Below are 12,633 nucleotides of genomic sequence, written 5' to 3' on the forward strand. Positions count from 1 at the left end.
CGGCCGTCAGCGCGGCGCGTTCGCGGGGCGCAGCCGCTTCATCGCTTCCGGCAAATGCCGTTCGGTCCAGGCGCGGATGCTGTCCTGATGGCGGTGATAATACAGCCCGAGCGCGATGATGCCGATGCCGATCAGGGAGAGCGCGAACGGGAACAGCATTGAATCCTTGAAGGCCTTGTCGGCGAGGTCGCCGAGATAGATCGCAATGCCGGTGGTTCCGAAAATCGCGAACACCCGGCGCGCCAGGCACGCGGCGAGCAGCAGGAAGCCGACATTCATCGCGCAGTACAGCGCCTTGTCGATCGCGGTGCCGTTGGAGGTCGCGGTGATGCCGCCCCAGAAGGTCATGACGCCGAAAACATACAGCCAAAAAGCGAAATCGCCGGATCGCTGCCGCAGATTGACGATGATGGCCGCAACGATGATGCCGAGACCGAAGCCGACGGAGACGCGGCGCGAGGTTTCCCAGCTGCCGATCGGCGCGCCAGTGATCCAGGGCACGATGTCCATCGACAGGAACCACAACGCCACGGCCATGATGAAGACGATAAAGGGAAACCGGTAGAACCGCAGCGCGATCATCGCGCCGGCGATGGTCGCGATTTCCATAAAAATCCAGCTGCCTTTGACCCAGACGTAGAAATCGCGAACCGTCCCGGGCTTGCCGAAACTGCTCCACACGCCATAGGTGTCCTGTACGCCGTAGACCGCGAGCGGGATCATGGATACCGCGATGGCGATCAACAGCCCGCCGGGGGTGCGAAGCTTTCGGACCGTCCAGAGATAGTGTCCGGCCGCGCCGAACAGCGCGGCATAGACCAGCGCGGTGGCAGCGAGCGCCGATCCGCCCATTGTCGAGAACGCCAGCGTCGAGAACAGGCCCATGGCCGAGATCACGATCAGCGCGCCCATGTACCAGAGCACATGCACGACATCGAATTTCGGGGCCGATACCGGCTGGGCGGGCGCACGCGTCGCGAGGAACGCGAGCAGGGCCTCGAGCTGATCGGAAGTGATGGTGCCGGCCGCAGCCGCGGCGCGCAAATCGTCGCTTTGATATCGCATGGGGTTCTCTGCAGCGCGCCATTGCCGGCGCCGACGCTAGCTATGTCGCGTCAGGCGGTGAAGATGTTCAAGACGCGCGGCGCCTGTATTCACCATCTTCGCGGTGACGCCGACAGGACGGAATGCCCGTCAGGCTGCACAAATCGTTAACGGGCGTCGCGGATTCGAGGCGATCCCGGGAATATCGCCGCGGTCGGTTGATTTGGAACCAATCGGGGGGCACATTGGTGCGGACGTCGATCGAGGCGTCGCGCAGAGGACAATCCATGAGGTTGTCGACCAGGTTGACCGTTGCGATGGTGGCGTTGGTGCTGCTGGCGACAACCGCGGTCGGGGTGCTGACCTATCGCAATATCGCCGATTTTGCCCGGCCCCGGGCCCTGGACCGGATCGATACCCACGCCCAGCTGCTCGCCAACGAGCTTTCGGCCTCGGTCCGCGGTGCGCATGCCGACGTGATCGGCTTTCGCTCGGCGGTCGCGATCATCGACATCATGACCGCGCATCTTGCCCGCGGCACCGATCCGGCCGCCGCCGCCGTCGAAGCGGAGTCGAAGAAGCGGCTGGGGCAGCGTTTTGCCGCCGAACTGGCCCCCAAGCCGAATTATTACGAATTCCGCTACATCGGGGTCGACGACGGGCGCGAATTGGTGCGGGTCGACCGCTCGGGTCCCGGCGGCGCCGTCCGCGTCGTTCCCGACAGTGAACTGCAGCGCAAGGACGATCGGGACGCCTTCAGGCAAACCATCGCGTTGCCGCCGGGCGGGGTCTATGTCTCGCCGGTCGACCTCACTGTCGAACCGCCGCCCATTCCGGTGCTGCGCGTCGCAACCGCGGTGCGTGCGCCGGACGGGCGGCCGTTCGGCATCATGATCATCAATGTCGACATGCGGCCGGCCTTCGACCGGATCCGCTCCAGCGCGGTCAAGGGCGGACGAAGCTATGTCGTCAACGCTCAGGGCGACTTCCTCGTGCATCCCGACCGGGCCCGCGAATTCGGCTTTGCGTCCGGCAAGCCGGTTCATATCCAGGACGATTTTCCGGATTTCGCAGGCATCCTCGCGCGCGGCGATTCGGGGCCGCGCGTGATTGCGAACCGGGCCGGCAGGCGCTTCGGGTTCGCCGTGCAGTTCGTGCACCTCGCCGACGGTCCGCAGGTCGCGGTGATCCAGACGGTGCCGTATTCGGTGCTGATGGCCGCCGCCACTTCCGTGCGCGACTCCAGCCTGTTGGGCGGCGCCATCGCGACGTTTTGCGCGTTCGTGCTGGCGCTGATCGTCGCCCGCTCGCTGACGCGGCCGCTGGTGCAGATGACCAAGGCCGTCGAGGGGTTTGCCCGCGACGAGACGGTCGCGCTGCCGGCCGGGGGCGGCTACGAGATCGGCGTGCTCGCCAATGCATTCGCCGACATGGCGGCGGAGTCGCGGGCCAAGACGGCGGCGCTCAATCAGGAGATCGAGCAGCGCCGCCGTACCTTCGAGCACGAGCAGCTGTTCCTCGCCGCGGTGGAATCCTCCAACGATGCGATCGTCACCGAAACGCTGGACGGCATCATCACCGGCTGGAATCCAGCCGCCGAACGCCTGTTCGGATTCACCGCGCAGGAAGCGATCGGAAGCCACATCGATATCATCGTGCCGGAGCCGCTGCGGGACGAGGTCCGCGGCATCCTGGACAAGATACGCGCCGGAGAAAAAATCGAATACCGCGAAACCGTTCGCGTCGACAAGAACAGAAGGTGGATCGACGTGTCGCTCGGCATCGCCCCGATCAGGTCGCAGTCGGGAGCGGTCATCGGCGCCGCCAAGGTTGTGCGCGATATCACCGCGCAGAAGATCGCGCAGGAGGCGCTGCTCGAAAGCGAGCAGATGGCGCGGGACGTCATCGAAAACGCCCTGGAGGCGTTCATTCAGACCGACGAGCAAGGCTGCATCCTGCAATGGAATCCGCAGGCCGAGGCGATCTTCGGATGGTCGCGGCAGGAGGCGATGGGAAAGCACCCGACCGAGCTGATGCTGCCGGAGGCGCTGCTGCCGCAATTCGAGACCATGACCGAGCGGCTGATCCGCAACGCGGAGAACGCGGCTGGCGGTTCGCGCTTTGAGGTCGAGGCCATGCGCAAGGATGGACACACGCTCAAGGTCGAGGTGTCCCTGAAGGCGCTGCGCCGGCGCGGCGGCTATGTGTTCAATTCCTTCATCAGGGATCTCACGCAACGGGTCGCGGCGGAGGAGCAGTTGCGGCAGGCCCAGAAGATGGAAGCGATCGGCCAGTTGACCGGCGGCATCGCGCACGACTTCAACAATGTTCTGACCGTGATCACCGGCACCATCGAAATCCTCGCCGAGGCGGTGGCCGCCAAGCCGAACCTCGCCGCCATCACCCGGCTGATCAGCGAGGCCGCCGATCGCGGCGCCGAACTCACCGGCCATCTGCTGGCCTTCGCCCGCAAGCAGCCGCTGCAACCGCACGAAACCGACATCAACCGACTGATCGTCGAATCCTCACGGCTGATGCGGCCGGCGCTGGGCGAGCACGTCGAAATCGTATCGAAACTTTCGCCCTCGCTCTGCGAGGCCCTGGTCGACCCGGGCCAGCTCAGTTCGGCGCTGCTCAATCTTGCGATCAACGCCCGCGACGCCATGCCCGACGGCGGCAAGCTGACGCTCGAAACCAAGAACGTGAGTTTTGACGCGGACTACGCCGCCGCCAACGACGTCCAGGCGGGGGATTATGTCATGATCGCGGTGAGCGATACCGGCAGCGGAATTCCCGAGGAGATCCGCGACCGGGTGTTCGACCCGTTCTTTTCGACCAAGGAGGTCGGCAAGGGCACCGGGCTCGGGCTGAGCATGGTCTACGGCTTCGTCAAGCAATCCGGCGGACACATCAAGGTCTACAGCGAAGAGGGCTACGGCACGACATTCAGGCTCTATCTGCCGCAGGCCGATGCAAGGCGGGAGTCGCTTGCGGCGGAGCCACCGACATCGGAGATCGAAGGCGGCAACGAGACGATTTTGGTCGTGGAGGACGACCCGCTGGTGCGCGCCTATGTCACCACCCAGCTCCAGAGCCTGGGCTACGCCACCCTGTCAGCCGGCAACGGCGTCGAAGCGCTTGCGATCGCCACTGGCGGCGCGCCCTTCGACCTGCTGTTCACCGATGTCATCATGCCCGGCGGGATGAACGGAAGGCAGCTTGCCGCGGAGATGATGCGGCGACGCCCGGCGCTGAAGGTGCTGTTTACGTCGGGCTATACCGAAAATGCCATCATCCATCATGGCAGGCTGGACCGCGGCGTGCTGCTGCTCGCCAAGCCGTACCGGAAGCTGGATCTGGCCCGCATGCTCCGCATCGCCCTCAGTACCGCCGGAGTTTTGCCGGAGGGAAAGCCGGCGGCCGCGCAATGAGCCGCAACAATCTGGTCAGATACGCAGGTAGCCGGAATCCCGGGGCGGCGCGGACGATTTGACGATATCGAGATGGATGCCGCCGCATTTCGTGCACCGCATGGTCCAGTATTCGGCGCCGCCGCGGCCGGGGATGATGCTCAGCACCGCGAGGTCGGCGTTGCATTGCGGGCAGTTCGACATCACGGGCGCCGAAGAGGGCGGCTGCTGCTCGGGTTCAAGCTGCGGCAGGGGGGCAACCATGTACGGGGCAACCATTTTCCAGCCGCCTATGGCGAGGTCGTGGGTTCGCTCGAACGCATGGTCCGGGACGTCGCATAGCGCCGCTCCAGCCGGTCGATGTGAGCTTTCGCATCCGCGACCGCCGCATCCGGATCGGGCCATGCGAAGCCGACTTCGAGCGTCGGAAACGGCATGCCATCGATGACGACCGGCTCTTGATCGGCCCGTTGAATCCTGGCGTGCCATAGCCCGCTCCCCGCCTCGAACGACTGAATTTCAAAGCCGCCGTAAATCATGTCGCGACTCCTGTGATTGTCCGGGATCAAGGGAAGCACGGCCTGGCCGAAGCTTTTGTGAAGGGGTTCACATGTCCCGGCGATATTTCGCCGCAGGCGCAGGGCGCGCCGGGGGAAAGGGAACTTCAGCCGCGTCCGGCAATGTGATCGGCGAGCACGGCCGCATCGTCGCCGACCCCCGACAGGAAGGAGGATTTCATCCGCGCCAGCCATTGCAGGCCGAGGAAATACAGGCCGGGTATGTCGGTAATGCCGTTGCGGTGAACCGGTTCGCCGTGCGCATCGAGCACCGGGACATCGATCCAGCCGAAATCGACGCCGTAACCGGTGGCCCAGATCACCGCATTGATGTTCTCGGCGCCGACATCGACGCGCAACCACGGCGCGCTGACGCAAGGTGGATCCGGCAAATGGGCGCGGGCGGCGGGTTCGTCCGGAAAATCCAGACCGTGGAGCTGGACGTGCGCATCCACCATGTTGAGGAAGGTGGCGTAGACAACGTCGCCGCTGGCGAGGCTTTCGGCGAGATCCGGTGCGATCTCGATCACGCCATCGCGTGCCGCCTTCAGCCGTCCGAGCAGCGTCATGCCGCAGGCGGCGAAGCGGCGGAAGTCGATGGTGTGGCCGCCATAGGCGCCCGATATCACCGGCAGCAACCGCGATGGCCCGCGCTGCTCGGTCGTCGTCTGGTCGATGCCGAGCTCGCTCAGCCACCAGATCAGGTCGCGGCCGCGGTAGCGGCGCGGCAGGCGGGTGTGGCGGCCGACCGAGAGAAAGACGCGGCGGCCGGCGCGATGCAGCTCTTCGGCGATCTGCGCGCCCGACGCGCCGGCGCCGGCCACCAGCACCGCGCCCGGCGGCAGCTGTTCGGGATTTTTGTATCGGCTGGCGTGGACCTGAACGATGGCGTCGTCGCGCAACAAATCCGGCACCAGGGCGCGCTGATAGGGACCGGTAGCGACGACGACATTTTGCGCTTCGATGGCCCCGTCCGTGGTCTCTGCGATGAAGCCGGAGCCGCCGTCGCGGCGGCGCAGCCGCGTCGCTTCGACGCCGCAGCGGATCGGCGGCGCGACAAACGCGGCATAAGCGTCGATGAAATCCACAATTGCGTCGGTGCTCGCAAACCCGTCGGGCTCGGTGTGAGGAAACGAAAACTCCGGCAGCCGCACCGACCAGTTCGGAAACTGAAACTTCAGTCCGTCCCAGCGTTCGCTGCGCCAGCGTTCGGCGATCCGGTGCCGCTCCAGCACCAGATGCGACAGCCCGCGCTGCTTGAGCCGGTGGCTCATCACCAGCCCGGCCTGGCCGCCGCCGATCACCAGCGTTTCGACCCGCTCAACCGGCATAGCGCTGGCCCCTGGCGCGGCTGGTGGGCTCGGTTGCGGCGCGGATGATCCAGCGCCGGAACGCGGTAAAATCGCGCTGCCCGGTGCGGAAGTCGCGATAGACCAGATACCAGCGCATGCCCTTGGGCACGCTGAGCGCAAACGGCGCGACCAGCCGTCCGGCGGCGAGGTCGTCGTCGATATAGGGGCGGATGCCCATCGCAATGCCGAGGCCGTCGATCGCCGCCTGCAGCGCCTGGCCATAAAATTGAAACTCCGGTCCGCGCGCGGTGACCCGCGAGATTCCGGCGGCGCGCAGCCATAACGGCCAATCGTCCGGCGAATGGGCGACGCGCAACAGGCTCGGCCCCTTCAGGTCGGCGTGCCGTTTCAACGGGCCGGCCAGCCGCGGCGTGCACACCGGCAACAGATCGCCGGCAAACAGCGGTTCGGCGACCAGACCCGGCCATTCGCCGTCGCCGAGCTTGATGCCGCAGCTCCAGTCGTCGCCGAACGGTGCCGCGGCGCCGCCGGTGGTGATGCGCACCTCGATGTCCGGCTCCTGTTTGCGGAAATCCGCCAGCCGCGGGATCAGCCATTTCATCGCAAAGGTCGGTCCGACGCCGACGGTCAGCACCCGGACGCTGGCCGGCGCGGTGACCTGCGCGGTCAGGCTCGCCAGCGCATCGAAGATCGGCGTCAGGCCGCTCTGATAGGCGCGGCCGGCCGCGGTGGTCACGAGCCGATTGGCCTTGCGCTCGAACAAGGCGACGCCGAGCCGCTCTTCGAGCAGATGCACCATCCGGCTGATCGCCGCCGCCGATACGTTCATCTCGGCGCCGGCCGCAGCGAAGCTGCCGCTCCGCGCCGCGGCCTCGAACGCCTTGATACCGTTGAGAAAGAGCAGCCGCCGCACATAACCCTCAGGAAAACTGATGCCAGAGCAAGATAACTCAGTTTGCGCAGTCAGTCCAAGCGCGGCACTAATGACGGCGGAGATTCTGATGACGCCGTTTTTGATCGCCGCGCTCGGACTGCTGATGGTCGCGACCGCGTTCCTGTCGGGCCTGTTCGGCATGGCCGGCGGGCTGATCCTGATCGGCGTGCTGCTGGCGCTGATGCCATTGCCGACCGCGATGGTGTTGCATGCGATCACGCAGATGGCGTCGAACGGCTGGCGCGCTTTCCTGTGGCGCGCGCATATCCGCTGGCGGCCGGTGATGGTCTATCTGATCGGATGCGCGCTCGCGCTCGGCGCGTGGTCGATCACCCGCTACGTGCCGGACAAGCCGGTGGCGCTGCTCCTCCTCGGCGTGACGCCGTTCATGGCGCGGCTGATGCCGGCGAACATCAAGCCGAACCCCGACAGTGTTGGCAGGGCGCGTTGTACGGCTCGATCTGCATGGGGCTGATGCTGATGACCGGCGTTTCCGGTCCGCTGCTGGACACCCTCTTTCTCGGCGGCAATTTCGGCCGCCGCGAAATCGTCGCGACCAAGGCGACCTGCCAGGTGGCGAGCCATTTCACCAAACTGATCTATTTCGGCGGCATCATCGACCAGGCCGCCACGCTCGATCCGGTGCTGGCCGGCGTCGCGATCGCGGCCTCGATGCTCGGCACCAGCCTGGCGCGGCGGATTCTCGAAGCCATGAGCGATGCGCAGTTTCGCACCTGGGCGAACCGGCTGATCACGACGGTCGCGAGCTACTACATCCTCTATGGAAGCTGGCTGTTGCTGGCCGGAAGCTCGGTCGCGTCATACTGACCAGGGCGTGGACGTATGAGCACGATCCGCCAGCGCACGAAGCGATTGCAGCGTTCGGCGGCATAGCGGACATGGCCAGACTTGCTGCAGGCTCGACCCGGTCGCGAATGACCCATTTGAGACATAGCATGCGTCGGCAGGACCCTTGACCGTGGCCATCGATAACCGCCCGATTCGATTGAAGCACTCTCTGCACCGAAGGGATCTGCCAGCGAGGCCGACAAACGTCTGCTCGTTGGGCAACGATGTAACCCAATTTAGGGATGCGCGCCTGTCGCCCGTCATTTTTCGGCGCAGGTAGTACAGTCGCAGTAGGGTGCCGCTGGTCTTAAGCCTCCAGTGTTGCGACTTCACGTGCGCAAGTAGCCTTCAACCTCGTCCTCAGCCCAGGCGAGCGTCTTCTGCAGCGGCTCGTCCAGCATGTGGCGGACTGTCATCTGGGTCATGAGGCCCTGGGAATAGATCTGCACTGCGATCTTGGGCGGGGCTGGCTGCGCGGCGGACGATAGGATCTGGTGGTTGTAGCGATTCGGGTAGTGGTAGAGCGTGCCCTTCGGCGGTCCTTCGTCAGCCCAGGTCTTGAGCGTCGTCAGGTTATCGAAGGCCGGAAGGTCGTGGCCTCCGCTCGGGTCACCATCTTTTCGATTGCCTTCGGCTGCGACAGGTGCGCCCGCGGGCTCTTTGCCGCCGGCTTGCTCTTGGTGAAGGACCAGATCCCCAGGAATGAAGGGGGCGAAGCGGCCCTTCGGACCCGCCGGCGACCTGGCGCGATTGACTCAAAGGAGATTCGTCAACGGGCGGCGAACCCACAAAAAGAGCTATGGGCGATCTGTAGTCGCCTCAGATGAAGTATCCTATGTAAGAGGTTCGGTACTTTTGGAGGCCGGCCGGTTCACGAAGCGAGACCATGGCCGGCGCGTCAAAGCTAGCACTTGATTTCCTGGTGCGACGGGCGACAATGACGTCGCGCCAGCTTCCGGTACCGAACTTCATATAAGACGGGGAAAACCCGCTTGGCCACGGCAAGACCGTCGCTGCGCGGGAGGGACCGTTATGACGGTAGGGTTCATGCGCTGGCAGCAGCGCCGACGCGATCCAGGCCGCCCGTGGTACGCCGTTGCGACTGGGAGCGATGTAATCGCGCCGTTGCTCTGCAAAGAATTCACCCTGTTTCGCGGCGAACTCGCCACCACGGCGCTGCAAGTGGAACACCAACAAATGATCATCGAGCCAACGTATTGCGCACGTTGTCGCGTGCGCATGCGTTGAACCACGGAGGCGCGATAGACTGAAAGGGACTCCAAGCCGGCGTAAGACTGGCCAAAGGGCATCAGCTCAGACACACCGAGGGAGGAATGCATGACGACAGTAACCCGACGTCACGTCCTCAAGAGCGGTACCGCGCTCGTGGGCGGCATGGCCGGCATCCTGGCCACCGGCCGCGCGCCCGCTTTTGCACAGGGCACGACGGTACACTGGCTGCGCTGGACCGACTTCGTTCCGGCGTCAGATCAGCTTCTGCGCAACGAAATCGCCAAGGAGGGCGAGAAGGCGCTCGGCATAAAGCTCAATATCGAGACCATCAACGCCAACGACATCCAGGCCCGCGTCACCTCGGCGATCCAGTCGGGGTCGGGCCCCGACGTCGTCTGCGTCCTCAACAATTGGGGGCAACTTTACGGCGAGAGCGTCATAGACGTCAGCGACATCGCTGAGGAACTCGGCAAGGGCCAGGGCGGCTTCTACGAAACATCCCGCGCTGTCGCCAATGACGGCAAGAAATGGATCGCAGTGCCGTGGTGCATCGTCGGCCTGCAGATCGCATACCGAAAGTCCTGGTTTGCCGAGATCGGCTACACGGATGGAAAATTTCCCCAGACGTGGGAAGAGTATCGCGAGGCCGGCAAGAAGCTGAAGGCAAAGGGACGGCCCATCGGCCAAACGCTGGGTCACACCTTCGGCGATGCGCCCGCCTTCACTTACCCCTACCTGTGGTCCTGGGGCGGCAAAGAGGTCGAAGCAGACGGCAAGACGGTTGTGCTGAACAGCCCAGCAACGGTCGAGTCGGTGAAGTTCATGGTGGCCTTCTGGAAGGACGCCCACGATGAAGGCGGGCTCGCCTGGGACGATTCCAACAACAACCGCGCTTTTCTGTCCGGGACGTGCAGCGCCACGCTCAATGGCGCCTCGATCTACATCGAGGCTCTGCGCAAGCCGGATACTTACAAGACGGAGGCAGGCGGGCAGCTGAAGGACGACATCCTGCACGCCGCGCTGCCCAAGGGCCCCGGCGGGCAGTTCAGCTATCACGTCCCGTTCTCGAATCTCCTGATGGGTTATTCGAAGAACCAGGATGCGGCGAAGAAATTCCTTGGCTGGATTCACTCCAAGGGCGTCTACGACAAGTGGTTCGTCTCCCAGAAGGGCTTCTCGGTCGGCCCGACCACGGATTGGGAAAAGCACAAGCTGTGGGGCGATGACCCGATCATGCTGCCCTACAAGCAAGCGGCGCGCACAGGGCGCTTCGCTGGCTACCAAGGGCCCTCTACGCGCAAGGCAGCCGAGGTCGTAACCAAGTACATCATCATTGATATGTACGCAAAGGCCGTCCAAGGCATGCCCGCCGAGGATGCCGTGAAGTGGGCAGAGGCTGAACTCACGAAGGTCTACGTCTGAGGTTAAGCCTTCCCCGCCCCATTTTTCGTGGGGAGCAGGGGAATCTTCCGGCCGACGAGGATCGAACATGGCGATAAGCGCGGTTTCCGCCACCACGCTCCGCGAGGCGCCCCCTCCGCGGCGACAGCGGTTGCTCGAGGACGAGCGCTGGCTGGCGTTCGTGCTGCTGGTGCCGACCATCGTGCTGCTCGGCATGTTCATTGCCTATCCCTTCATTCGAGGGATATTGCTGTCGGTCACCAGCTCGCGCGTCGGTATGCCCGGCGACTTCGTCGGCCTCGCTAACTTCTACAAGATCTTCAATGACGGGATCTTTCGCACCTCCGTTTACAACACCTTCGTCTATACGGGCGTGACCACCGTCTTCAAGCTGGCGCTCGGGCTGTGGCTGGCCATGCTGCTCAACCGTAATTTCCGCGGCAAGGCTTTTACCCGTGCTTTCATCTTGCTGCCTTTCATTATCCCGACCGTGCTCTCGACTTTCGCCTGGAAGTGGATGTTCGACCCGACGTTCAGCGTTCTCAATTGGCTGCTCTACCATTTCGGCTTGATCACCGGTCGGATCAACTGGCTGGGCGACCCGGACCTCGCCATGATCTCGATTATCATCGTCAACATCTGGCGCGGGGTGCCGTTCTTCGCCATCAGCCTGCTTGCCGGCCTGCAGACCATCAGTCCCGAACTCAACGAGGCCGCCGCCATCGACGGCGCCAAGCCGTGGCAGCGATTCTGGCACATCACCTGGCCGCTGCTGCTGCCCGTGACCATGGTCGTCGTGCTGTTCTCGGTGATTCAGACGTTCGCCGACTTCCAGATCGTCTATGTGATGACGGGCGGCGGACCAGCCAACGCAACGCACCTGTTCGCCACCTACGCCTATCAGATCGGCATCGGCACCGGCCTCTTGAGCGAGGGCGCTGCCATCTCGCTCGCAATGTTTCCAGTCTTGTTTCTGGTCGTCATCATCCAACTTCTCTACATCCGCCGCGTGGAGGTCCGCTGAGCCATGATCGAGGGTGCAATCTGGCGAAAGTGGGTGTTCTTCTACGTCCCCATGGCGCTGTTCCTGCTTTTCCTGCTGTTCCCGTTCTACTGGATGGTGATCACTTCGGTGCGGCCGGACGGCGAGCTTTACCGGCCCTGGAATTCGATCAACTACAATCCGTTCTGGACCTGGAAACCGACCTGGGACCATGTCAGGTACCTGTTCGAGGAGACGCTGTTCGCATCGTGGCTGTGGAACACGACGTTCATCGCGCTCGCGTCAACCGCTATCTCGCTCGTGTGCGGCGTGTTCGCCGGCTATGCTCTGTCGCGGCTGAACTTTCCATTTGCCGGCAGCCTGGGCACCGCCATCTTCATTACCTATCTGGTGCCCCAGACGCTGCTGTTCATTCCGCTGGCCGAGATCATCCGCAACTATCGATTGGGCGATACGCCCTGGTCGCTGATCCTGACCTATCCAACATTTCTTATTCCGTTCTGCACCTGGCTGATGATGGGCTACTTCAAGGCCGTGCCCAGGGAGCTCGAGGAATGCGCGCGCATTGACGGAGCCTCGCGCTGGCAGGCCATGCTCTACATCGTCATCCCGGTGGCGATTCCAGGCATCCTCTCGGCCGGCATCTTCGCTTTCACGCTGTCGTGGAACGAGTTCATCTATGCACTTGTCTTCCTGTCCTCGCCTGCGCAGAAGACCGTGTCGGTGGGCGTCACATCGGAGCTGATCCGCGGCGATGTATTCTACTGGGGGCCGCTGATGGCTGGCGCCCTGCTCGGATCGATCCCGGTCGCTATCGCCTATTCGTTTTTCGTCGAGCACTACGTCGCGGGATTGACCGGATCGGTGAAGGGCTGACAGCACCCCGGAT

At 64.0% G+C, this 12,633-nt stretch carries 10 protein-coding genes and 2 pseudogenes; 6 read left to right on the plus strand and 6 right to left on the minus strand.

Annotated features, from left to right (window positions below; all coding sequences use genetic code 11):
• Window positions 1–6: 6 nt before the first annotated feature.
• Window positions 7–1,065 carry a hypothetical protein gene (locus V1289_RS32070; protein ID WP_334401991.1) on the minus strand — a complete coding sequence of 353 codons (1,059 nt, stop codon included), beginning with the start codon at window positions 1,063–1,065 and terminating at the stop codon, window positions 7–9.
• Window positions 1,066–1,331: 266 nt separating this feature from the next.
• Here V1289_RS32070 and V1289_RS32075 point away from each other — a divergent pair, with 266 nt between their 5' ends.
• Entirely contained in the window at window positions 1,332–4,475 is a 3,144-nt protein-coding gene (locus V1289_RS32075) for a PAS domain S-box protein (protein ID WP_334401994.1), read from the plus strand.
• Between the two features lie 15 nt (window positions 4,476–4,490).
• Here V1289_RS32075 and V1289_RS32080 read toward each other — a convergent pair whose 3' ends face one another.
• From V1289_RS32080 to V1289_RS32095, 4 genes are all read right to left on the minus strand, one after another.
• Window positions 4,491–4,718, minus strand: a complete 228-nt coding sequence (locus tag V1289_RS32080) for a hypothetical protein (RefSeq protein ID WP_334407761.1) — start codon at window positions 4,716–4,718, stop codon at window positions 4,491–4,493.
• Window positions 4,719–4,744: 26 nt separating this feature from the next.
• Window positions 4,745–4,993, minus strand: a complete 249-nt coding sequence (locus tag V1289_RS32085; RefSeq protein WP_309182625.1) for a hypothetical protein — start codon at window positions 4,991–4,993, stop codon at window positions 4,745–4,747.
• A 125-nt stretch (window positions 4,994–5,118) separates the two neighbouring features.
• Window positions 5,119–6,342 carry an NAD(P)-binding domain-containing protein gene (locus tag V1289_RS32090; RefSeq protein ID WP_334401996.1) on the minus strand — a complete coding sequence of 408 codons (1,224 nt, stop codon included), beginning with the start codon at window positions 6,340–6,342 and terminating at the stop codon, window positions 5,119–5,121.
• On the minus strand, window positions 6,332–7,237 hold the full coding sequence (locus V1289_RS32095) for a LysR substrate-binding domain-containing protein (protein ID WP_334401997.1): 906 nt from the start codon (window positions 7,235–7,237) through the stop codon (window positions 6,332–6,334). Before V1289_RS32095 ends, V1289_RS32090 begins: the two co-directional genes overlap by 11 nt.
• Window positions 7,238–7,325: 88 nt before the next feature.
• Between V1289_RS32095 and V1289_RS32100 the strand changes: the two are divergent.
• A pseudogene (locus V1289_RS32100) lies at window positions 7,326–8,086 on the plus strand (TSUP family transporter).
• A gap of 350 nt (window positions 8,087–8,436) precedes the next feature.
• On the opposite strand, the pseudogene V1289_RS32105 reads toward V1289_RS32100, so the two are convergent.
• Window positions 8,437–8,844: pseudogene (locus tag V1289_RS32105) on the minus strand (ABC transporter substrate-binding protein); the annotation flags it as partial.
• A gap of 295 nt (window positions 8,845–9,139) precedes the next feature.
• On the opposite strand from V1289_RS32105, the gene V1289_RS32110 reads away from it, so the two are divergent.
• The 4 genes from V1289_RS32110 to V1289_RS32125 all read left to right on the plus strand — a co-directional run bounded on the left by V1289_RS32110 (window position 9,140) and on the right by V1289_RS32125 (window position 12,620).
• Entirely contained in the window at window positions 9,140–9,355 is a 216-nt protein-coding gene (locus tag V1289_RS32110; protein WP_334401999.1) for a hypothetical protein, read from the plus strand.
• A gap of 90 nt (window positions 9,356–9,445) precedes the next feature.
• Window positions 9,446–10,762, plus strand: coding sequence for an ABC transporter substrate-binding protein (locus V1289_RS32115; protein ID WP_334402001.1), 1,317 nt, complete (start codon window positions 9,446–9,448; stop codon window positions 10,760–10,762).
• Between the two features lie 67 nt (window positions 10,763–10,829).
• Window positions 10,830–11,765, plus strand: coding sequence for a carbohydrate ABC transporter permease (locus V1289_RS32120; protein WP_334402004.1), 936 nt, complete (start codon window positions 10,830–10,832; stop codon window positions 11,763–11,765).
• A 3-nt stretch (window positions 11,766–11,768) separates the two neighbouring features.
• Window positions 11,769–12,620 (plus strand): carbohydrate ABC transporter permease, encoded by an 852-nt coding sequence (locus V1289_RS32125; RefSeq protein ID WP_309182631.1) that lies wholly within the window; start codon window positions 11,769–11,771, stop codon window positions 12,618–12,620.
• Window positions 12,621–12,633 lie beyond the last annotated feature (13 nt).

Source organism: Bradyrhizobium sp. AZCC 2289 (assembly GCF_036924615.1).
Lineage (GTDB): Bacteria > Pseudomonadota > Alphaproteobacteria > Rhizobiales > Xanthobacteraceae > Bradyrhizobium.

Excerpts from the sequence above, each read along its gene's own strand:
- V1289_RS32070 (WP_334401991.1), bottom strand. The coding sequence starts at position 1,065 with ATGCGATATCAAAGCGACGATTTGCGCGCCGCGGCTGCGGCCGGCACC.
- V1289_RS32075 (WP_334401994.1), top strand. The coding sequence starts at position 1,332 with ATGAGGTTGTCGACCAGGTTGACCGTTGCGATGGTGGCGTTGGTGCTG.
- V1289_RS32080 (WP_334407761.1), bottom strand. The coding sequence starts at position 4,718 with ATGGTTGCCCCCCTGCCGCAGCTTGAACCCGAGCAGCAGCCGCCCTCT.
- V1289_RS32085 (WP_309182625.1), bottom strand. The coding sequence starts at position 4,993 with ATGATTTACGGCGGCTTTGAAATTCAGTCGTTCGAGGCGGGGAGCGGG.
- V1289_RS32090 (WP_334401996.1), bottom strand. The coding sequence starts at position 6,342 with ATGCCGGTTGAGCGGGTCGAAACGCTGGTGATCGGCGGCGGCCAGGCC.
- V1289_RS32110 (WP_334401999.1), top strand. The coding sequence starts at position 9,140 with ATGACGGTAGGGTTCATGCGCTGGCAGCAGCGCCGACGCGATCCAGGC.
- V1289_RS32115 (WP_334402001.1), top strand. The coding sequence starts at position 9,446 with ATGACGACAGTAACCCGACGTCACGTCCTCAAGAGCGGTACCGCGCTC.
- V1289_RS32120 (WP_334402004.1), top strand. The coding sequence starts at position 10,830 with ATGGCGATAAGCGCGGTTTCCGCCACCACGCTCCGCGAGGCGCCCCCT.
- V1289_RS32125 (WP_309182631.1), top strand. The coding sequence starts at position 11,769 with ATGATCGAGGGTGCAATCTGGCGAAAGTGGGTGTTCTTCTACGTCCCC.